We start from the raw sequence: 20,061 nt of genomic DNA, 5'->3' as shown, positions 1-20,061 counted from the left end.
GCAGGCTGCTTTTTTGCATCCGTGAATCCAGCGGAGCGGACGGATCAATTCTGGAGAATCGAAGTGGTCGCCTTTGTCAGCCCATGTTAACCTCAGAGTGGGCTGCACAGCCTAACTCCCAAGCTCACATCGTCCCGCTCTGAGACACACCGCGCTTGCTCCGGGATTTCCACTTGGATTCCCCGACCAGATAGACGCCGAGCGGAGTATGCATGATGAGCCAAGTGATCAGCCAGGATGCGGCCAGCGCGGCGGCACCGCCTGTCCATGTGAGAATGTGATAGGCGATCGGGCCGCTCGTCATGACAAAATGCCGCCACAAGATCAAAAAGTAGGGATGAATAAAGTAAATGCCGAAGGCGCAGGAGCCGAGAGAAAACAGTATTCTTTGAAGGCGTGGTTTCCCTTCCAGAATTCGAACGAAGTGTACCAAAAATACGCACGTTATGCTGCAGTAGGCGTAATCCGTAATAAAGTTGATGTTGGATAGAAAAGGCTGGCGAATCCAATGGGGGCTGGCAAGCTGCAGCCATTTTTGCACGATAAAGAGCAAAGCGGATCCGAGAAACAGAGCCGTCCATCGGTAGTTCCATTGCGGCGTTGCTTGCGGAGGGATACCCTTCAACCGGTCGGCCATATAAGCCCCCAAAAAGAAATAGACGAGATAGCTCATCACGAACGTTCCGGTTTTATGCATATGAAGCACGTAATAATTCAATAAGTAGAAGACGATCTGGAGGAAGGCTCCAACGAATAATGGATGACGCCGGACCTGCCCGACTTTTTGAAACAACAGCGAAAGGAAAGGAAACAACAAATAAAACTGGGCGATGATGATCATGAAATACAAATGATCGTAGCTGCCGCCAAGCGGCAATCCATGAAGGAACTTGCGGAGGGCGTCGGAAAACGAGATATGCTGGATATACGATAGATAAGTGGAATATAAAACGGACCAGAACAAATAAGGCAGAAGGATCCGCTTTAAGCGTTTCCAATAAAAAATAAGCCAGCTGCTCTGCAAGCCGTCGTCATATCGGTAGAACAGGACAAGCGAGCTCAAAAACAGAAAGGCTGGAACGGCAAATTGCGACGCCGCATTCAGGACGAAATATAGCGGGTACACGGTGGAATTCGTCGATAGAAAGGCTACCGGATAGGATGTCACATGGATGGTGATCACAGCCAAAATGGCGATGCCGCGCAGGAGATCCAAATAGGTGATTCTTAGTTTTTGCGCCATGCCGTATGCCCCCGTTCAAAATGGTACGTGTACCTATATCACATTTTTAACGAACGAATGTAAGATTCGATGCTTATCCAATAATCTTTATGTTTTGAGAGCTACAAATATATACCCCATAACGCAAAAAAGGCTTTCCTGATCCTTAAGAATCAGAAAAGCCTCTTTTATATCTTAGCTTAAGCTAAGCTTCTTACCATCCCCACAGCATTGTGAAGAGCGTACCGAAGATCGTAACCAGTCCGACGAACAACGCATACGCAATGTTGAAGTACAGCGTCTTTTTGTTGTCGGTCTCGCCGATGTGCATGAACAGCACAAGCTGCAGCGACGCCTGGATGAGCGCACATACGATCAGGATCCAGAGTCCGGCGGTCGGGTTGAAATCCCAGAATACAACGCCCAGTCCAACCACTGAAAGGATCAGCGAGAAGATGTATCCGATCACGTGCCGTATTGGAAATAAACGTGCCATTTTACATCAGTCCTTTCATGTAGATAAAGCTGAAGATGAAGATCCAGACAACGTCAAGAAAGTGCCAGTACAGCGAGAAGATGAACGATTTGTTCGCCGTCTCATCCGTAAAGCCTTGGCGGCCGACCTGGATCAGGATGCCCGCACCCCAGAGTATACCCATCGTGACGTGAAGACCGTGCGTACCGAGCAGGACGAACAAGCTGGACAGGAATGCGCTCGTTTGCAGCGTGGCGCCTTCGTGAACGTAGTTGACGAACTCAGTGATCTCAATGCCCAGGAAGCCGAGGCCCATGAGCAGCGTGAGGACGAAGAAGACGATCATCGGTTTCTTCAGATTAAGGCGCATGGCGTGAATGCCAAGGCCGCAGGTGAAACTGCTGGTCAGGAGCAGGAACGTCTCCCAGATGACGCCGTTCAGTTCGAACAGCTCTTTCCCCGTCGGGCCGCTCCCCGTCCGGTTCCACAAGGTGAGGTAGACGGCGAACAGCGTGGAGAAGAGGGCGATCTCTGCACCGAGGAAGAGCCAGAACCCGAAGATCTTGTTGCTGTTCTCTTCCGTTCTATACTCGAGTGGCAGCGAATCATTTATTTTCATACGGAATCACCCCGCAATTTCTGTTCAGTGGCGGCAATTTCCTCAGGTGAAATGTGATAGCCATGATCGCGTTCGAAGGAACGCAGGGCCAGCATGACTACGACAGCGATACCCGCAATGATTGCAGGAATGAACCAGCTGAATACCAGGAAAAAGCCTAGGAAAAACATAATGACGCCGAGAATGAACGGTTGACCGCTGTTGTTAGGCATATGAATCGGTTCGTAAGGGCCTTCCTCGTAGAGAGGTACCCCATTGACTTTTGCTTCCCACAGAGCATCCATGGATTTGACGTTAGGTACCTTGGCGAAGTTATACACCGGCACAGGGCTTGGCGTACTCCACTCCAGCGTACGTGCATCCCATGGATCCCCGTTTTCGTCCCGTGGGCTGTAACGGAAGCTCCAGTAGAAGTTGTAGCACAGAACAACGAAGCCGATGGCCAGGATAAAGGCGCCGATCGTAGCCACCATATTCAACGGACCAAAGCCGGTGTCGGCCGAGTACGTGTACATCCGGCGCGTCATGCCGCTCAGTCCAAGGAAGAACAGTGGCAGGAAAGCTGTGTTGAAGCCGACGACGATGAGCCAGAAGGCCGTCTTGCCGAGCTTCTCGTTCAGACGGAAACCGAAGATTTTCGGGAACCAGAAGTACATGCCTGCCAGAACCCCGAAGACGGTACCCGGAATCAATACATAGTGGAAGTGGGCAACCAGGAACATCGTATTATGGTACTGGTAGTCCGCGCTGGCCATGGCCAGCATGACGCCGGTCACGCCGCCGATCGTAAAGATCGGAATAAAGGCCATGGCGTACAGCATCGGTGTCGTGAACGAAATCTTACCTTTTTGCAAGGTAAAGAGCCAGTTGAATATTTTTACGCCGGTCGGTACGGCAATCGCCATCGTCGTGATGGAGAAGAAACCGTTGACCATGACGCCTGCACCCATCGTATAGAAGTGGTGAGCCCATACGATAAAGGACAGGAGCGAAATGACCACCATACTGGCGACCATCGATTTATAACCGTACAGGTTCTTTTTCGAGAACGTGGAAATAATATCACTGAATATACCGAAGGCCGGCAAAATAACGATATATACTTCAGGGTGTCCCCATACCCAGAACAGGTTGGCCCAGAGCATATCCATACCACCGTTCGCCATCGTAAAGAACTGGCTGCCGAAGATGCGGTCGAACATCATCAGGGCAAGGGCAACGGTCAGAACCGGGAATGCGAACAGGATGATAACGTTCGTAATCAGAACGGACCAAGTAAACATCGGCATACGCATCAGTTTCATGCCTGGCGCACGCATTTTAAGAATCGTTACGATAAAGTTGACACCGGTCATCAGCGTACCGATACCGGAAATCTGAAGGGCCAGAGAGTAGAAGTTGTTACCTACGGTCGGGCTGAACTCCAGGCTCGCCAGCGGGAAGTATGCGGTCCAGCCGGCATCCGGCGATCCCCCGATGACGAAGGAAATGTTGAACAGCATCGCTCCGAAGAAGAACATCCAGAAGCTGACGGCGTTCAGTCTAGGGAAAGCTACGTCGCGTGCCCCGATTTGCAGCGGAACGACAACGTTCATGAGTCCGATAACGAACGGCATAGCCATGAACAGGATCATGATAACGCCGTGCGTCGTAAAGATTTCGTTATAGTGCTGCGCATCCAGAAACTTCATTTCCGGAGCCGCGAGCTGCGTACGCATCAGCAAGGCGTCGATGCCGCCGCGGAACAGCATGATGAGAGCGGCCAGGATGTACATGACCCCGATCCGTTTATGGTCAACCGTTGTAAGCCATTCGCGCCACAGATAACCCCACTTTTTAAAATAGGTCAGGCCGATCAGAATGGCGAGGGAAACGACGACGATACTGACCATGGCAGCATAGATCATCGGCTCACCGGTTACAAAAAATTCGTCCCATTTCATGCAGGTAGGTCTCCTTTCCAGTTGATGTTAGTTTCCATGTTCCATGGACCCCATATCTTCCATATTGCTCATATCCGAATGATCCATCGTATCCGAGCCGGAATCTTTGTCGCTGCTGCCGCTGCCGTGATGCCCTTCGGACATATCCATTTCAGGCGGCGGGTTAAACCCAAGGTGCGTGGAAGTGAATGACTCCCGTCCAACGTAGGAGGTTTTCAGCAGAGCGTTGAATTTGTCCTCGGTCAATTTAGGCGCGGTCTTCTTCACGTCGTCGACCCATTTGCTGAAGTCTCCGGCGCTCATGGACTGAACCTCAAACTCCATCTGCGCATAGCCTTTACCGGAGAAGTTGGAGTTACGTCCCATGAAGGAACCCGGTGTGTCGGCCAGCAGGTGAAGCGTGTTGACCATGTCGCTCATGGCGTACTTCTGTCCGCCAAGCTGCGGCACCCAGAAGCTCGTAATCGGTCCGTAAGAATACAGGCGGAACTCGATCGGCCGGTTTGTAGGAATATTCACATAGTTCACCGTTTCAACGCCTTCTTCAGGATAACTGAAGTGCCATTTCCAGTTGGACGATGCGGCATAGATAACAAGCGGCTTTTGATTCTCGTAACCTGCAGGAACACTTTCCACCGCACTGGTCGTTTTGACCGTCACAACCGAAAGAATGGCCACAATGATAACCGGAATCGCAATCCAGGTGAACTCGAGCCATTTGTTACCTTCTATATGAGGCGGGATATAATCGTCACTGGTTTTGCTTGCCCGGTATTTGGTCAGCATGATGATGTACAAGATGTAAACAACAATCAGGACGAAGGCCATCATTAGGATGGAGAAAATAATCGTGCTGGATTGAGTTTTTGCCTGCGGACCTTTCGGATCTAGCACGATGAGTGACGACGAGTCGCATCCGCTAAGCAGCAACATGATGGATACAAATAAACCGAAAAATAACCATCTTTTTTTCTTCACAGTGAGCTCCTTTCTAGCGTTACATGTAGCTGAATTGGTCTAAGAATTAATGAACCATATAGCCATAGCTTAGTAATCCGGGGTAGCGAAAACAAATGCAACAAAAGTAATTAATGTAAATTATTTACAATAATTCTGTGAACATCTTCACATGATTTATAAAAAAACCTCAAATTGTGCGAAATATCACTGTAATCGCCGATAATCGGGGATTTTCATTTTTGTTCAAAATTGCACAAGGCTCCGTCAATGTTGCCAGTTTCGTCACAATTGAAAGGGCTTATCATAAGCGTGTTAACCGGATTTTTCTCCGCTGAAACAGCGGCTTAACGGACCTGAAACACCCCGCTGTATGGTACAATATGAAGGCTAATGCGGGCAGCGGCCGGCATGTGACCGTAGACAGGCAGATGAGAGGGAGAAGAAGAAAATGAGTGAACGCAGAGCGGTATTTTTTGACGTGGACGATACGCTGTATGACCATCTGGAGCCGCTGCGGCAAGCGCTCGATCGCTTGATTTCGCCGCCGGACGGCTTTCCTTATGAACAAGTATATCACCGATTCCGGCATTACAGCGACTTGCTGTCGGCCCGGCATGGTCAGGTGAATGATCCAGGGAATGCAAGGGATCTGGAGAATATGCGCGAGCAGCGGATTCAGCTGGCCCTTGCGGAGTTCGGCATCGACGTGAACCGGGAGCAGGCGGCCGCCATTCAGGCGGCTTATTTGGAGGGGCAGTTCGACATCCGGCTGTTTCCAGGCGCGCAGCAGCTGATCCGGGAGCTGCAGGAACGCGGAGATGTGGTCGGCGTGATCACTAATGGCCCCAAGGAACATCAAATGCTCAAAGTGCGTGCGTTGGGGCTGGACAAGCTTGTAGGGCTGGACCGCGTTTTTGTGTCCGGAGCGGTGGGCATCGACAAGCCGGATCCCCGGCTGTTCCGCCATGTCAATGAGGCGACGGCGACGGCGCCTGCGGCAAGCTGGTACATCGGCGACTCCTGGAACAACGACGTCATCGGCGCGCTGGAGGCGGGATGGACGTCGATCTGGTTTAACCATCGAAAGATTGGACCGTATGCGACCGGACATAAGCCCCATCATATTCTGGAGGGCTACGAAGAATTGAGATCCGTTCTTCTGGGGTTATAGGGCAAGGATGCTTAACCTCGGAAGTTTATACGTTCTGATCTCTTAAAAAAGGGTACCTGCATCCATCGGGGATGTACAGGTACCCTTTATGCTTTGAATCGGTCAAGCACGGCCGCCGTGCCAGCGTGCTTTGAGCTAAGTAGAATAGCTCTCTCGCGGCGCGGCCATTTTCGTATCTATTCCGGCGGGAACGGCGGATTTCCTGGTGGGGTTTCGATATCGGCCCCTTTGCGTTTGTACAAAATTCGGGAAACAGCAATGCCGGCCACGCCAAGCCCGATGAACAGAATCGCCCGCACGGCCAGCGACACGCCCGGCAGGTCGAAGAAGATGACCTTGAGCAGTGTGATCAGCAGAACGATCAGGCCGGCCAGCCGGACCATCGATTTACGGACCATTACGCCGTAAATAATGACGATGATCGCGTAGATGACATACTCGCCCGACAAGATCAAATGCTGTAGGTCGAACGACAGGCTCCGTGTCAGAACCTGGGTCACCTCCGTCAGGAAGACGATGGACAGCAGCGCGGCGGCCCACATCAGGATATCCGGAACCTTCCGCTGCCACTCTTCGGCAATATGCCTGCGGAGAACCGCCGATAAGCTTGCCAGGCTGGCCAGAAGAATGATCCAGGACAAGGTCTGAACGGATACGACCTCGTGAATGATCAGTTGGAAGATGCTCAGTCCTCCATACAAATACAGGATGGCGGACGTAATCTGCTGCATCCGGCTTCTCAACAGGATGCCAAGGCCGAGTCCCAGGGATGCCTCGATCAGGACCGACAGCGGCAGCGCCTCTTGGCTGACGATTTCAACCAGCCAGATGAGCCATCCGCAGGTCGCAATCGCCATGTATTCGTGGGGAACGCGGCCGCTCATGACCCGCCAGAGGGCGATCAGGCTGTATATGACGGACCAGATGATCATCATCATCGATTCGGGACCGGGGCCGCCCGCCTGATTGTACAAGGCGTAAATCCACAACACGACCAGGCCGAAGCCGGTCATGAGCGACACGGTCTCGTCCACACGGTGACGGTACGGACGGACCAGCGAGAGGACGAGCAGCAGGGCGTGCTGCAGGAATACCGCGCCGAGGAAGACATGCCGGCTGCCTTCGAAATCGCCTGCCATGTATAGAATCATCAGCGGCAAATGCAGCACGCCGATGGACACGAAGTAGGCGGCACGGTAGGCACAGCGGATCGACAGCGCCGTCATTGCCAGGGAAAGGATGAGCTCGAAACCTACGGCGATCCAGGCGTTCGGTTCCGTGGATTTCACCAGGAACGGAATGAGATAACCGCCGACCGTCATGATGATCACGAGCGTCTGGGAACGACGCCTTACGGCGGTCCAAACCCCGAGGGAAATGGACAAGATATATAATAGGAAGGCTAGCCATGACGGAATCAGTTCATACAGATGGTGCGCCGCAAAAAAGGTCAGCATGAGCACGGCGACGGAACCGCCGAGCAGCACCTGCGCCAGCCCTTCCCGCTGCGCCCGGACCTGTCTCTCCCCGAAGAAGTACATGGCGCCGGCGGCAACCAGGCCGAGAAGACAGCGTACCGGCTGCGTCAGATATCCCGCTGACACGGCTGCGATAAAGCCCCACAGGACACCGAGCAGCAGCACGACGATAAAGACGCGCGGCAGCCACACCCGGGCGATGGCATGCTCCCAGTCCACGGGCGGCTTTGGCGGCCTGGGCGGCCGCTGGGCTTGCGGCCCGGCGGGACGAGGCTGGCCATAGTACGGCCCTTGGCCCGGTTGGCCTTGGTGCGAGCCAGGATGTGCCTGGTAGCCTTCGGTTCCCGGCTGGCCCGGATACGGCCCCATTCCGGGACCTCCAGGATACCCCGGCATTCCCGGCTGCCCGGGCATCAGCTGCGGGCCTGGAGGGCCTTGGTAAGGCCGTCCCCCCGGCGGGTTCGAGTATGCAGCACCTGGTGCCTGCGAAGCGGCGTAGGGTGCCTGAGGCGGAACCGGCGGCTGCGCCGGTCGCTGGATCGCCGGATTCACCGACTGCTGCCGAGGATCGCCCACGCCAGGCCTACCCCCTCTAAGTTCGTTCAGCTCGAGCTCCATCGCTTTCATTTTCGCCTCGAGCTGCTCAATCCTTCTTTCCAAATCCAATAGCTGTTCACCCCTAAAAATTCCATAATTATGTATTTAACCGAGATGGTACTAATATAACACATCTCATTTGGAACGAAAGCCATAATATGGATGGGTATTGGTAAAAAAGGACTGTATTCTTTCAAGCTCAAGGTTTGGTTGCTTGGATGACGGCCGAAACAATGTAATCTTCAATATTCGATCCCTGGACCCAATCCTTAATAAACGCTCTGGAATCATCTTTAGGTTCAACGCTAATGTTGGTAAAACCGCTTTGTCCAAGCATCGCTTCAATTTCGCTGACGGACGATGCTCCTGAAATGCAGCCGGAGTAAAAGTCCTCCAAGTCATTTTTTATTTCCGGCGGAAGATCCGCCGTTGTGACAATATCCGAAATGGCCAGCCGGCCTCCGCTTTTTAGTACACGAAAAGAATCATGAAACACCTGCTGCTTATCTGGTGATAAATTGACCACGCAGTTCGAGATAATGACATCTACCGTGTTATCCGCTACGGGAAGATGCTCGATTTCACCCAAACGAAAGTCGGTATTCGTGAAGTTTCCTTTCACTGCATTGCTGCGTGCACGGCTGAGCATTTCGGGAGTCATGTCGACGCCGATGACTTTACCCGTATCTCCCACCTGCCGTGATGCCAGAAAACAATCAAATCCTCCGCCGCTTCCCAAATCCAGCACCACTTCACCAGCCTTCAAAGAAGCAACGGCTTGCGGGTTGCCGCACCCCAAACCAAGATTTGCGCCTTCAGGTGCCGCGCTTAATTCGTCGTCGGAGTAACCTAATCGGCTCGAGATCGAATTAAAATCGGAAGGCGTGCTGCAGCAGCTGGCTTGGCTGTTGTCCGCTTGGCAGCATGATTCAACATTCATCTCGGCAACGGCAATCTGTTTATATCGACTACGCACGTTTTGTCGGATCTCATCATTCGTTAACTTTGACATGGATAACACTCCTTAGAATGGGTTTGGATTCGATCAATGGTCAGCAGCGCTTTAGCAGCAAGCCTGAATGGGTTGAGAGCAGCAAGGACCTGTCTTCACTTTACGTATAGAGCCTAGGGATCTATACCAAACCGTTTTTGGTTTGGGGTTGGACCATTTCCAGGCCTGCCGGGCAGACTTTTGCACCTCTTGTTCGTTTATTTTCATCATGTACTCTACAGAGTAGTAGTTATCGTACATCGAAGGACCTCCTTTAATAATGTGTATGTTGTATGACCCGCTGTGAGAGGCAGCTGAGACATTTAACACCTGTTCAGGGCATGACATCGGTTTATTTAATTGTAATTTACAAGTAATTAAGGTCAAAAAAATTTACCCTAACATAGGTTTGCAGCAGTTATCGGATTTGGCCATCGCCTCATTCATCAATTTTATGGACCGGAGAACCGTCTCCTTTTCAAACTCCGTCATGAACGAAAAAACTTCGTCCAGGTAAGCGTTCATCTGATGATCAATCGTTGTAGCGACGTATTTTCCCTCTACGGTTAAAGAGAGGGTGGAGACCCGGCGATCCGTCGGATCAGGCGTCTTCTTAATCAGGTTCATTTTGATCAACGATTGTATTTGACGGCTGAAAGTCGTAACATCTGTGCCTAATGTATCCGCGATCTGCTGGATCGATGGATGGTGCTGGCGGTCAACCTCAAACAGAATATGACTTTGGACGGGTGTGACGTCATGCCCGCCCACGGTACAGCAATTTTTATTGAGTAAGCCGAAGCGGCGGGTCATGATCTGGAATAGTTCGCGAGTGCTTTCCATTGCGTTGTTCACCTCTTGAATCCTTTATACATGTATAGATTGCAAAATGCAAGTGTCTTCGGGAAATCAAAATGATTTTCTTTGGATTTGATTTTTATTTCTGATCAGCATATCATATAAACATTCACTTATATATCACTAAAAGGAGGGACCCTTATGGAACAAATTCGCGAAATGGCTGATAAACTAAAGCTGCTAAGCGATTATACCCGCCTTACCATATTATCCTTGCTTAAGGACCGGGAATTTTGCGTGTGTGAGCTTGTTGAGATTCTGGAGATCTCCCAGCCTGCTGTAAGCCAGCATTTAAGAAAGCTGAAATCTCAGGGAGTGGTGAAGGAGAGTAAACGCGGACAATGGGTATATTACTCCTTAAATGCAGATGATAAACCATATATCAAGGCTGTTTTGGATCACACGCCCGATTCCAAAACCATTTTATCCGCACTAAACAAACAAAATTTAACTTCCGTGTGCAAGTGAGTTTTCTTTTGTTGAATATATAAGTACATAGTTATATAATGATTCACGAATGTTTACGAATCAAGATCAGCGACAGATTACACGGAGGTTGAAATGGTTGTATTGGCTTGCGTCATTTTTTTGATCACATTAATTCTCATCATTTGGCAGCCAAAAAAACTGTCTATTGGGTGGTCTGCCTGCGGAGGCGCTGTTCTGGCGCTGCTCGTTGGGGTGGTTCGTTTCCAAGACGTTTGGGATGTAACGCAAATCGTCTGGAATGCCACGCTTGCTTTTGTAGCCATCATCCTCATTTCTCTTATTTTGGACAGCATCGGATTTTTTGAGTGGGCTGCGCTCCATATGGCAAGGGCCGCTCGCGGCAGCGGCACGCGAATGTTTATTTATGTCTCCTTCCTGGGTGCCATAGTTGCTGCATTCTTCGCAAATGACGGTGCCGCGTTGATTCTTACGCCTATCGTCCTCGCGATGGTGCGGGCGCTCAGATTCGATGAGAAGAAGGTATTCCCGTTCATCATCGCCAGCGGGTTTATTGCGGATACGACTTCACTCCCGCTGGTTGTCAGCAACCTTGTAAACATCGTGTCTGCGGACTTCTTCGGCATTTCCTTCATGGAATACGCCGGTCATATGATCGTTCCGGATTTATTTGCCTTGGGTGCCAGCATCATCGTCCTCTACCTGTTCTTCCGAAAGAGCATTCCCACAAAGTTTGATACTGCCGATCTAAAGAACCCAGGGGATGCGATAAAGGATCCTAAAATGTTCAGACTATCCTGGGTTGTGCTTGTCATCCTGCTGGCGGGATACTTTGCGAGCGAATTTTTAAATATACCGGTATCCATCGTCGCTGGTATAATAGCGATCCTCTTTCTGCTTATCGCAAGAAAAAGTCCAATAGTCCCGGTCAAGGATGTGGTTATGGGCGCCCCGTGGGCAATCGTCTTTTTCTCGATTGGCATGTATGTGGTGGTGTATGGATTGCGAAATGCCGGGCTAACGGACTTATTAGCCCAAGTCATTCAGTCGGCAGCAGATCAAGGATTGTTTGCAGCGACGATATCGATGGGCTTTTTATCAGCTGTCCTTTCGTCTGTAATGAACAATATGCCCACCGTCATGATTGATGCCCTGGCTATACAATCAACCCACACAACCGATGCCATCAAAGAGGCTCTAGCGTATGCCAATGTCATCGGTTCTGACTTAGGGCCGAAGATGACTCCCATCGGATCTCTGGCGACGCTCCTTTGGCTTCATGTGCTGTCCGCTAAAGGAGTCAAAATCTCATGGGGGACGTATTTTAGAACGGGCATCATCCTTACGATCCCTACTCTTTTGATTACGCTGCTTGGCCTGTATTTGTGGCTGGTGATTTTATAATTTCATATCCAAGGAGACACACTCACATGAACAAGAAAACAATTTACTTTTTGTGCACAGGCAATTCCTGCCGAAGTCAAATGGCTGAAGGCTGGGCGAAAAAACATCTTGGGGACGATTGGAATGTGCTCAGTGCAGGCATTGAAGCTCACGGGCTCAATCCCAATGCCGTCAAAGCTATGAAAGAAGCAGGGATTGATATTTCCGGTCAAACTTCCGATATTATCGATCCCAAAATTCTTAACGAGGCTGATTTCGTGGTGACTCTCTGCGGCGATGCAGCTGACAAATGTCCCGTAACCCCGCAACAAGTCAGACGTGAGCATTGGGGATTTGATGATCCGGCGAAAGCCCAAGGTACGGATGAAGAGAAGTGGGCCGTATTTCAACGTGTACGCGATCAGATTGGCGAGAGAATCGAGCGATTTGCCAAAACAGGCGAATAGAATCAGGGGAAAAGAAAATGAAATAGCGACAGTCCGGGATGTTATTTTCCTGTCCCAAGACTGTCGCTATTTATTTTTGAGGCAATCCTATCCAAGAATGCGTTCAGCAGCATTATGAACTACGGGCGGTTGGCTCAGCTGTGTCCCGACTCGGCCGCCGTTTCTTGGCTGGTGAGCACTCCCTTTTTCAAAAACCAGGTGATGACAAAGGATGCCAGGATAAATACGAACGCAATGCCGAACAAGTTTTGGAACGCGTCCACAAAAACGGTTTGCACCTTCACCAGCAAATCCGGTGCCAGGTTTTTCGGAATGCCGCCCGTGGCCAGATGCTCCGCGCTTCCTGCGGGAAGCTGTCCGGCAATGGAGGAGACGCCGTCCTTAATATGCTTGGCAAGCAGGCTGCCGAAGACGCTGAGGCCGATCGTCGTTCCGAGCGATTGGATCAGCTGTACGGTGCCGAGCGCAATGCCGCTGTTCTCCTTGGACACCGATTCCTGCACGATCAGATTGTCGCCGCCGAACAGAGCGCCGAGGCCCAGGCCCAGAACAAAAAAGGAAGCTACGATATAGACCACAGATGTGTGAATGCCGAGCTGCGTCAGCAGATAAATGCCGATCACGGGCAGGATAAAGCAAATGATAAACAGATTGCGGTATGGAACGCGGGTGATCAGAAATCCGTTGACGATGCTCGACGGAATGGCGCCAGCCATAAACGCCAGCATGAGATACCCGGACTGCGTCGGCGTCAGACCCATCACGTTTTGGGCAAAGTACGGGAATGTGGCAATGCCGCCCATCAAGCCGAGCATCAGAATAAAGACCAGCAGCGACAGCACGACCACATTACGGTTGCGGAACAAATGCAGCGGGATAATGGGCTCCTTGACCTTTGTCTCGATCCAGATAAACAGACCGAGCAGTACAGCCCCGAGAACCAGCAGCCCGATAATCGTCGGCGACGACCAGGCGAGGCCCTGGTTATCCACCAATACAGGCGACATGAGCAGGGACAGCATGCTTAAGGTGAGCACTGAAGAACCAAGCCAGTCGATCTGCTTTTTCTCGTCTCCGCGAGATTCCCGCATTCCGATTCCGAGCACCAAGGCGGCGATTAAGCCGACCGGAATGTTGATCAGGAACACCCAATGCCAGTTGACATGGCCGACGAGATAGCCGCCCACCGTCGGGCCCAGCAGCTGCGGGATAATCATCATGGGGCCGAACAAGCTTTGGATCTTGGCACGCTTCTCCAGCGGGTACGAATCCCCGATGATGACCAGGGCAATCGGCATAAGCCCTCCGGCTCCAATGCCCTGAATCCCCCGGCCGATGAGCAGCACCGCCATCGATGGGGCGAGACCGCAGACGATCGAGCCTGCGATAAAGAGTGCCATACAGCTTAAATAAATGACTTTCCGGCCGTAAATGTCAGCCAGCTTGCCGAGGATCGGCATGAAAATGGTTGCAGCCAGCATGTAAATGCCGGCGACCCAGCCATACAGCGCCAGGCCGTGCAAATCGCGGATGATGGTGGGCATCGCCGTGGACACGACGGTTTCGTCCAGCTCCGCAAAAATCAGACCGATCATGAGTCCGATCAGAATTAGCGTATTTCGATTTGATTTCACTCCAAACTCCCTCATTTCTCTATTTGCCTTTTTGGAATGAAACCAAAATACACGATGTTTATGAACTGAATATGAACGACGCCGGAAAATAAGTAATCCCAGCGCTTCGCCCACCAGCTGCCGGGCTGCCGATGGGCCTACCTTATAGACGTTTGGGAGATTCACCGTGCCAAAAGTCATTGCCCCGAATGCCAGTTTGGACACGATCAGTCCCGGATTTCCAAGTTGTACATATTTCATCGTCCGACGCCTTCATCCAATGTCATATTGTTGTTGCTCTCCTTGAAGCCAAGTATACGGGGAATCCGCGGGCGGTTTCTTGAACCGGATGATCACCTTTTGTGAACAAAATGCTCATTTGGGCCGAAGTACCCTTTGTCACGGACGGGAGCAGCGTTTAGAATGAAAAAAAAGGTGTGCTTACCGTGCATTTGTTCGGCCGTTACGGTTCAGACTTCGGACCCGGGGCCGGCGGCCCTGCATAAGCTGATCAGCTGGATCAGGCGCTGCAGTACACCGATGCGTTTCTCGATCAGGATTTTTCTCTCGAAGACGTGGCCGATATATAAAAAAAATAGAAGCATTTCGCCTCTATTCAGAACATTTTCGCCAGTGAAATCAATCCCGTTATTGTAATGATGTTAAACAGTGTGGAAATCAGGACGGTTTGCGCCGCGAAATCCGGCTCGTTGTTGTACTCTTCCGCCAAAATCGACGTGTTGACCCCTGTCGGCATGCCGGATGCGATGAGCAGCGCCTGGGCGGGAATGCCCTTCATTCCGAGCGCAAACACAAGCGTTACGCCGATCGCGGGGCCGATAATGAGGCGGAGGAATAGGCTGATATACACGTCCACCCGGTACAGCTTGAGCGGATACTTGACGATCTGGGCCCCCAGTGTCAGCAAGGCGACGGCGACCATCGACTGCTGGGCATAAGTGAGCGGTTGCGAGACGAACAAAGGCAGGGGGGCATGCACAGCATGCAGCACGATACCGAGCACGAGCGCATAGGGGACCGGCATTTTCAGGAAACCGATGATCATGCTGCGGTAGTTGCCTTTCAGCTTGGCGCCCTGAATCGAAATGACTCCATAAGTGAACGTCAACAGGCTCTGCAGCGACATGATCAGCGCCTGCATGGAGCTGGCGAGGGGGTCCCCCTTGAACACCAGAGCGTTGATCGGCATTCCGTAGTTGCCCGAATTGTCCAGCATGATGCTGTTATTGAATGCCGCGCGCATGCTTTTGGTGAATTTCAGCGGGCGGGCGACCAAGGTCCCGATGATGTATAGAATAAATACATAGAGTGCATAAAAGAGCGTCACATTCCCGAGCAGTTCGCCCGACATATCCGAATGATACATGCTCATAAAGACGGCCGCAGGGGTAATGCAGTAAAAATTGATTTTGGCCAATGTGTACAAATCCAGGCGGAACACGCGCTGCATCCATGAGCCGATTCCAATCAGCACAAAGACGGGCAGCACGACTTCCAGAAGTATGTCTCCAATCATAGCTCAGCTTCCTTTTTCGAGATCATTGTCATGATGTATTTGAAATAACCTCTTCATTATAGCACCGTACCCGGAACCGTGATGAAAAAAATAGAGAGGAGACTAGGAGCGGGGCGCATCTAGCAATGAAGTCCAAACAACAAACGAATCGATGGAGAAAACGTTTTAATATGGAAAACTCTTCATTTTGATGCAGAAAAAACCGAAATATACAACAAGAGTGCCAGCAGTTACTAAGCCTAAAGCACGCACCGATCAGGATGGGAACGTTCCCGCCCTTGGATTCTCGATGCATGAAGCCGCAGGCAGCAAGCACTTTCGGCATTTAAATGCCGACACTCAAGATGAGTATGCACCCCCTTACTTCGCACCGGCATCGCCATGCCGGCTTCAGTCCTTGCAGAAGTGCTGCTCCAAGGGAGGTTTGATTGGGAATGAGTTCAAACACAGCAAACTCGAGCCTGGTTAGAGAAAGGGAACTTAACGCGGATGGGGATTGCCTCCAGTCCGCCAAGACCCGCATTTGGAGTGATTTATCCAGGAGTCATATGAATCTGGCGATCCTGCTCAAAGACGAGGGACAGCTGCAGCCGGCGCTGATTCTCGCTCACATGGCGGCGAAAACCAAGCTGAAGGAAGTCGCACTGCACCTCCGGCTTGAGCCCTCCATGGACCGCTTACCATACGAGGATCTAATTGGCCGGGCGCGGGAGATCGCGTTAATCGATTTGGAGACGGAGCTGTTTTTGAACACGTTAAGCTATATTTCCGAGCCGGAAAATATGACGGTCCTTAAAGATATGCATGCTGCGCATATGGAAATGATACTGGAGCGGGTCCGCACCATTTTGGAGGAGTTGAGTTGGAAAACTGCCCCTTAAGCGGAGGAATCGAAACGAGAGTCGAATCCGCCTGCCTCATATGGAATAAAAGAGACGATCCCAAGAAGGTATGGGATCGTCTCTTTTTGCCAATAAATCCTATTTATTTGGATTCGCCCACGACGGTGAACCGTTCGTTCCGATGCTGCGGATGCTCGATTTCATCGAGGGCGGCAATGGCGTAATCCGCGTAGCTGATATAGCTGCTGCCGGAAGAGTTAACGAGAAGCTGGTCCTTTCCGGCTTGGTAGGAGCCGGTTCTTGCTCCTTCGGGATCAAAGAAGGCGGACGGACTGATAAATGTCCACTCCATCCCGCTGGACTGCTGCAGATCCCCGAGGTTTTTACCCTGATTGGATGCTGTGGCGAAGTATTCCTTCGGAAAATCAGGCGTGTCCATGACCCGGGTGGTCAGTGCCTCGTCGACGAACAGGCTGCCTGCACCTCCCACGACGATCAGCCGGGTCGACGGTGCTCCCTTCAGGGCGGAAATCAACGATCTTCCGGCTTCGACGTGAAGATGCTCGTCTCCGGGCTTGGCTCCAAAGGCGTTGACGATGACATCAAACGGCTTCAGATCTTCAGCTGTCAGGTCAAACACATCTTTCTCCAGAACGTTAACGCTCTCGGATACACGGGCCGCATCACGAACGATCGCCGTAACTTGATGTCCACGGTTCAATGCTTCTTCTACAATAAGGCGTCCAGCCTTGCCGCTGGCTCCAATGACTCCAATATTCATAAAAAGTTCCCTCCTGATCATCATGTCCTTACATGTAACTATTGTAGTTACAAGTTGAGCGAATGTCAAATCAAGAAGGGTCGGCAATCATACAACATAAAAAACACGCCCCTCTTCCGGATCGGGAGTTGGGGCGTGCGTCACATTTCATGAGCTTCGATGTCCTGGATGATGTCCTGGAGCTTAACGACAGCGAGCACGTTCTCCATCGCCTTCTGGGCGCTGGTGAACAGCGGGACGATCGCTCCCTGGATGTTGCGGCCGACCGGGCAGTCCGGGTTTGGAGAATCGTGGACGCCGAAGAGGCCGTTCTCTTCCACGACGTTGACCGCATTGTAAATGTCCAGCAGCGTAATGCCGCCGGCTTCCTTGGCAAGCTTCGCACCAGGGACACCGGGCTTCACTTCGACAAGCCCCGCCTTGCTGAGCATGCCCGTGATTCTCCGGATGACGACCGGGTTCGTATTAACGCTTGAAGCTATAAAATCAGACGTGTTGGTGCTCGTCTTGTTAATTTCCAGTATTGAAAGGATATGAATAGCCACGGAAAACCGGCTGCTGATATTCATGGATTATGCCTCCTTGCCGCCGCCCTGTACAGGGGGCAATACGATTATTTTATCATAAAAGGCGTTCCGCTGCGCAGCCTGGTCCGGAGGGGTCAGAAAGTTTTCTGAAGGGATGGCGCAATCCGCGAATCCTTGGCCAAGGGACTGGAATATAATGTATTGAAAAGGGAGAAATGCTCGGCTACACTATGGTTGCATCATTCAACGATAACGCTTCATGACAGATCCGGCAGACGCACGAAAGGCTCTAACCTTCCAAGGTTCCAGCTACTTTAGAGAGATGGGGTTGTTGGCTATGGGGCTTTACCTGTTTCTTTACCTGTTATTTGTTATCGGCATCCTTTCCGGGATTGTTTTGTTCCGCAAAAACCTGGTCCCCCGCAGTGAAAGCGCGGGGCAGACGGGGGAGAAGCTCTCCGTGATCATTCCGGCGCGGAATGAGGAGAAAAATCTGGCCAACCTTCTGGAATCGCTCCGGCATCAAAGCTTGCAGCCGCATGAAATCATTGTCGTCGACGACGGCTCGCAGGACCGGACCCGGGACGTAGCCGCGGGCTTCGGGGTGACCGTGGTGCAGAATCCGCCGCTTCCTCCCGGATGGACGGGAAAAACATGGGCCGTGTGGAACGGATACCTTCATGCTTCCGGGGATACGTTTGCTTTTCTGGATGCCGACATTCGTTTGTCGCCGAACGCGCTGGACTCCCTCCTTAAGCTTCGCTCCCGTACCGGTGGCGTCATTTCCGTCGTCCCCTTTCACCACACCGAGAAATTTTACGAACGTCTTGCACTCATTCCGAATATTTTGGGCGTATTTGCGTTTACCTCCCCTTTTGAACGCCGTAACCTCCGGAAAGGGCTGTACGGCTCCTGCATTGTGACAACGAGGCATGATTACGAGGAAGTCGGTGGCCACAGCAGCATCCGGTCGGAAATATTGGACGATTTAAACTTGGGCGCCAAGTACATGGAAGCGGGAATCGGCGTAACGAACTTTATCGGCCGGGGAATGGTATCGTTCCGCATGTACCCGCACGGCATCAAAAGCGAGCTGCAGGGATTCGGCAAGGGGGCGGTGCTGAGCACAGCCAAGCTGAGCCGGTGGACGATCGTGCTGATCGCGCTCTGGTTTATCGGGCTACTCTGTTCCATAGGGGCCTTCTTTCTGTGGAACACGCCATGGGAAATCCCCTTTATCGCCGGCTACTTGCTGTATATGGCGCACATCGCCTATTTGATCAAATATGTAGGCAAATTCGGCTTTGTGATGCCTGTTCTTCATATGTTATCCACGATCTTTTTCCTGGTAGTGATGCTGTATTCCGCGTACCAGGTCGTGTTTCTGGGGCATGTCATGTGGAAGGACAGGGCCGTGGATGTTGGGGGTCATAGGGAACCATGATGATCCTGCTGCTGACGGCCGTGGAATTTTTGTGCGGCTCGCTGATGTTCTCGTATTGGCTGGGCCGGGCGGCGAACAAGGATTTGAAGGCGGTGGGAGACGGGAACCCGGGCGCGTTCAACCTCTGGAGCGCCGCGGGTTATAAGCTGGGCCTGGCGGGGGTGGCGCTAGACTTTTTGAAGGGATATTTGCCCCTGGTATGGATCGTCGGCAGCGGCACCCTGCACGGGTATGGCATGGTGGCTGTCGCTGCGGCCCCGATTGCGGGGCATGCCTTCTCGCCGTTTCTGAAGTTCAAGGGAGGCAAGGCGATCGCTGTCACCTTCGGGGTATGGAGCGCCTTGACCCGTTTTGAAGCATCGCTGGCGCTGGCCGTCATTTTGGCGCTGCTGCTAATCGTCTCCAAGCTGATCAGCCGGCGGCCCTTGTCCACGGAAGCGAGCGGCTTCCAGGTGGTGGTCGGCTTCATGCTCGTCGTTGTCTATCTGATCGTCCGGGGATATCCGGGTCCATATTTGTGCATATGGCTCGTAAACCTGCTGATTCTCGTCTTTACGAATAAAAGAAAGCTGGAAGTGTTTTTGAAGGGGCATAGCGGGCGAAGGGGATAGCCTTGTGTACTGCCCTTGCAAGGTAAATCGAGCGGGGATACGGCAGGCGGCAAAGGCGGATGCTAAACGCGGGCTACCATCTCAGGCAGCAGCTT

The 20,061-nt window shown here is 51.9% G+C and carries 20 protein-coding genes; 7 read left to right on the top strand and 13 right to left on the bottom strand.

Annotated features, from left to right (window positions below):
- Positions 1-124: 124 nt before the first annotated feature.
- The 5 genes from CJP46_RS31050 to qoxA all read right to left on the bottom strand — a co-directional run bounded on the left by CJP46_RS31050 (position 125) and on the right by qoxA (position 5,237).
- Positions 125-1,243 carry an acyltransferase gene (locus tag CJP46_RS31050; RefSeq protein ID WP_094599504.1) on the bottom strand — a complete coding sequence of 373 codons (1,119 nt, stop codon included), beginning with the start codon at positions 1,241-1,243 and terminating at the stop codon, positions 125-127.
- A 193-nt stretch (positions 1,244-1,436) separates the two neighbouring features.
- Positions 1,437-1,718, bottom strand: a complete 282-nt coding sequence (qoxD, locus tag CJP46_RS31045) for a cytochrome aa3 quinol oxidase subunit IV (protein WP_094599503.1) — start codon at positions 1,716-1,718, stop codon at positions 1,437-1,439.
- A 1-nt stretch (position 1,719) separates the two neighbouring features.
- Positions 1,720-2,316, bottom strand: a complete 597-nt coding sequence (gene qoxC / locus CJP46_RS31040) for a cytochrome aa3 quinol oxidase subunit III (RefSeq protein WP_094599502.1) — start codon at positions 2,314-2,316, stop codon at positions 1,720-1,722.
- Positions 2,313-4,259, bottom strand: a complete 1,947-nt coding sequence (qoxB, locus tag CJP46_RS31035; RefSeq protein ID WP_094599501.1) for a cytochrome aa3 quinol oxidase subunit I — start codon at positions 4,257-4,259, stop codon at positions 2,313-2,315. Before qoxB ends, qoxC begins: the two co-directional genes overlap by 4 nt.
- A 27-nt stretch (positions 4,260-4,286) precedes the next feature.
- Positions 4,287-5,237, bottom strand: a complete 951-nt coding sequence (qoxA, locus tag CJP46_RS31030; RefSeq protein WP_373558060.1) for a cytochrome aa3 quinol oxidase subunit II — start codon at positions 5,235-5,237, stop codon at positions 4,287-4,289.
- Positions 5,238-5,667: 430 nt separating this feature from the next.
- On the opposite strand from qoxA, the gene CJP46_RS31025 reads away from it, so the two are divergent.
- A complete protein-coding gene (locus tag CJP46_RS31025; RefSeq protein ID WP_094599500.1) occupies positions 5,668-6,390 on the top strand; it encodes an HAD family hydrolase in 723 nt (240 codons plus the stop codon).
- A gap of 176 nt (positions 6,391-6,566) precedes the next feature.
- Here CJP46_RS31025 and CJP46_RS31020 read toward each other — a convergent pair whose 3' ends face one another.
- The 3 genes from CJP46_RS31020 to CJP46_RS31005 all read right to left on the bottom strand — a co-directional run bounded on the left by CJP46_RS31020 (position 6,567) and on the right by CJP46_RS31005 (position 10,299).
- Positions 6,567-8,534 carry a DUF2339 domain-containing protein gene (locus CJP46_RS31020; protein WP_094599499.1) on the bottom strand — a complete coding sequence of 656 codons (1,968 nt, stop codon included), beginning with the start codon at positions 8,532-8,534 and terminating at the stop codon, positions 6,567-6,569.
- Between the two features lie 130 nt (positions 8,535-8,664).
- Positions 8,665-9,477 carry an arsenite methyltransferase gene (locus CJP46_RS31015; protein ID WP_094599498.1) on the bottom strand — a complete coding sequence of 271 codons (813 nt, stop codon included), beginning with the start codon at positions 9,475-9,477 and terminating at the stop codon, positions 8,665-8,667.
- A gap of 372 nt (positions 9,478-9,849) precedes the next feature.
- Positions 9,850-10,299 carry a MarR family winged helix-turn-helix transcriptional regulator gene (locus tag CJP46_RS31005; RefSeq protein ID WP_094599496.1) on the bottom strand — a complete coding sequence of 150 codons (450 nt, stop codon included), beginning with the start codon at positions 10,297-10,299 and terminating at the stop codon, positions 9,850-9,852.
- Between the two features lie 156 nt (positions 10,300-10,455).
- Here CJP46_RS31005 and CJP46_RS31000 point away from each other — a divergent pair, with 156 nt between their 5' ends.
- The 3 genes from CJP46_RS31000 to arsC all read left to right on the top strand — a co-directional run bounded on the left by CJP46_RS31000 (position 10,456) and on the right by arsC (position 12,611).
- Entirely contained in the window at positions 10,456-10,782 is a 327-nt protein-coding gene (locus tag CJP46_RS31000) for an ArsR/SmtB family transcription factor (protein WP_094599495.1), read from the top strand.
- Between the two features lie 93 nt (positions 10,783-10,875).
- Positions 10,876-12,165 carry an arsenic transporter gene (locus tag CJP46_RS30995; protein WP_094599494.1) on the top strand — a complete coding sequence of 430 codons (1,290 nt, stop codon included), beginning with the start codon at positions 10,876-10,878 and terminating at the stop codon, positions 12,163-12,165.
- A gap of 26 nt (positions 12,166-12,191) precedes the next feature.
- A complete protein-coding gene (gene arsC, locus CJP46_RS30990; RefSeq protein ID WP_094599493.1) occupies positions 12,192-12,611 on the top strand; it encodes an arsenate reductase (thioredoxin) in 420 nt (139 codons plus the stop codon).
- A 134-nt stretch (positions 12,612-12,745) separates the two neighbouring features.
- On the opposite strand, the gene CJP46_RS30985 is transcribed toward arsC, so the two are convergent.
- The 3 genes from CJP46_RS30985 to CJP46_RS30980 all read right to left on the bottom strand — a co-directional run bounded on the left by CJP46_RS30985 (position 12,746) and on the right by CJP46_RS30980 (position 15,761).
- Entirely contained in the window at positions 12,746-14,245 is a 1,500-nt protein-coding gene (locus CJP46_RS30985; RefSeq protein WP_256992612.1) for an MDR family MFS transporter, read from the bottom strand.
- 449 nt (positions 14,246-14,694) lie between these two features.
- Positions 14,695-14,829 carry a hypothetical protein gene (locus tag CJP46_RS37285; RefSeq protein WP_256992611.1) on the bottom strand — a complete coding sequence of 45 codons (135 nt, stop codon included), beginning with the start codon at positions 14,827-14,829 and terminating at the stop codon, positions 14,695-14,697.
- Positions 14,830-14,840: 11 nt separating this feature from the next.
- Positions 14,841-15,761 carry an AEC family transporter gene (locus CJP46_RS30980; RefSeq protein WP_094599492.1) on the bottom strand — a complete coding sequence of 307 codons (921 nt, stop codon included), beginning with the start codon at positions 15,759-15,761 and terminating at the stop codon, positions 14,841-14,843.
- A gap of 434 nt (positions 15,762-16,195) precedes the next feature.
- Here CJP46_RS30980 and CJP46_RS30970 point away from each other — a divergent pair, with 434 nt between their 5' ends.
- Positions 16,196-16,642, top strand: a complete 447-nt coding sequence (locus CJP46_RS30970; RefSeq protein ID WP_143813060.1) for a hypothetical protein — start codon at positions 16,196-16,198, stop codon at positions 16,640-16,642.
- 103 nt (positions 16,643-16,745) lie between these two features.
- On the opposite strand, the gene CJP46_RS30965 is transcribed toward CJP46_RS30970, so the two are convergent.
- Both CJP46_RS30965 and CJP46_RS30960 read right to left on the bottom strand, forming a co-directional pair.
- Entirely contained in the window at positions 16,746-17,384 is a 639-nt protein-coding gene (locus CJP46_RS30965) for an NAD(P)-dependent oxidoreductase (protein ID WP_094599489.1), read from the bottom strand.
- 140 nt (positions 17,385-17,524) lie between these two features.
- Positions 17,525-17,953 carry an Rrf2 family transcriptional regulator gene (locus tag CJP46_RS30960; RefSeq protein WP_094599488.1) on the bottom strand — a complete coding sequence of 143 codons (429 nt, stop codon included), beginning with the start codon at positions 17,951-17,953 and terminating at the stop codon, positions 17,525-17,527.
- 295 nt (positions 17,954-18,248) lie between these two features.
- Here CJP46_RS30960 and CJP46_RS30955 point away from each other — a divergent pair, with 295 nt between their 5' ends.
- Positions 18,249-19,355 (top strand): glycosyltransferase family 2 protein, encoded by a 1,107-nt coding sequence (locus tag CJP46_RS30955; protein WP_094599487.1) that lies wholly within the window; start codon positions 18,249-18,251, stop codon positions 19,353-19,355.
- Positions 19,352-19,966: a glycerol-3-phosphate acyltransferase gene (locus tag CJP46_RS30950; RefSeq protein ID WP_306431111.1), complete on the top strand. Its 615-nt coding sequence runs from the start codon at positions 19,352-19,354 to the stop codon at positions 19,964-19,966. Before CJP46_RS30955 ends, CJP46_RS30950 begins: the two co-directional genes overlap by 4 nt.
- Positions 19,967-20,061 lie beyond the last annotated feature (95 nt).

This window comes from Paenibacillus sp. XY044 (genome assembly GCF_002257645.1).
Classification (GTDB): Bacteria; Bacillota; Bacilli; order Paenibacillales; family Paenibacillaceae; genus Paenibacillus_AQ.
Note: the sequence above shows the minus strand (reverse complement) of the source record. Positions and strands in the feature narration are given on the sequence as shown.

Excerpts from the sequence above, each read along its gene's own strand:
- qoxB (WP_094599501.1), bottom strand. The coding sequence starts at position 4,259 with ATGAAATGGGACGAATTTTTTGTAACCGGTGAGCCGATGATCTATGCT.
- CJP46_RS30995 (WP_094599494.1), top strand. The coding sequence starts at position 10,876 with ATGGTTGTATTGGCTTGCGTCATTTTTTTGATCACATTAATTCTCATC.
- CJP46_RS31005 (WP_094599496.1), bottom strand. The coding sequence starts at position 10,299 with ATGGAAAGCACTCGCGAACTATTCCAGATCATGACCCGCCGCTTCGGC.
- qoxD (WP_094599503.1), bottom strand. The coding sequence starts at position 1,718 with ATGGCACGTTTATTTCCAATACGGCACGTGATCGGATACATCTTCTCG.
- CJP46_RS31025 (WP_094599500.1), top strand. The coding sequence starts at position 5,668 with ATGAGTGAACGCAGAGCGGTATTTTTTGACGTGGACGATACGCTGTAT.
- CJP46_RS30950 (WP_306431111.1), top strand. The coding sequence starts at position 19,352 with ATGATGATCCTGCTGCTGACGGCCGTGGAATTTTTGTGCGGCTCGCTG.
- arsC (WP_094599493.1), top strand. The coding sequence starts at position 12,192 with ATGAACAAGAAAACAATTTACTTTTTGTGCACAGGCAATTCCTGCCGA.
- CJP46_RS31050 (WP_094599504.1), bottom strand. The coding sequence starts at position 1,243 with ATGGCGCAAAAACTAAGAATCACCTATTTGGATCTCCTGCGCGGCATC.
- CJP46_RS30980 (WP_094599492.1), bottom strand. The coding sequence starts at position 15,761 with ATGATTGGAGACATACTTCTGGAAGTCGTGCTGCCCGTCTTTGTGCTG.
- CJP46_RS31000 (WP_094599495.1), top strand. The coding sequence starts at position 10,456 with ATGGAACAAATTCGCGAAATGGCTGATAAACTAAAGCTGCTAAGCGAT.
- CJP46_RS37285 (WP_256992611.1), bottom strand. The coding sequence starts at position 14,829 with ATGCTTCTATTTTTTTTATATATCGGCCACGTCTTCGAGAGAAAAATC.
- CJP46_RS30960 (WP_094599488.1), bottom strand. The coding sequence starts at position 17,953 with ATGAATATCAGCAGCCGGTTTTCCGTGGCTATTCATATCCTTTCAATA.
- CJP46_RS31015 (WP_094599498.1), bottom strand. The coding sequence starts at position 9,477 with ATGTCAAAGTTAACGAATGATGAGATCCGACAAAACGTGCGTAGTCGA.
- CJP46_RS30970 (WP_143813060.1), top strand. The coding sequence starts at position 16,196 with ATGAGTTCAAACACAGCAAACTCGAGCCTGGTTAGAGAAAGGGAACTT.
- CJP46_RS30955 (WP_094599487.1), top strand. The coding sequence starts at position 18,249 with ATGGGGCTTTACCTGTTTCTTTACCTGTTATTTGTTATCGGCATCCTT.
- qoxC (WP_094599502.1), bottom strand. The coding sequence starts at position 2,316 with ATGAAAATAAATGATTCGCTGCCACTCGAGTATAGAACGGAAGAGAAC.
- CJP46_RS30965 (WP_094599489.1), bottom strand. The coding sequence starts at position 17,384 with ATGAATATTGGAGTCATTGGAGCCAGCGGCAAGGCTGGACGCCTTATT.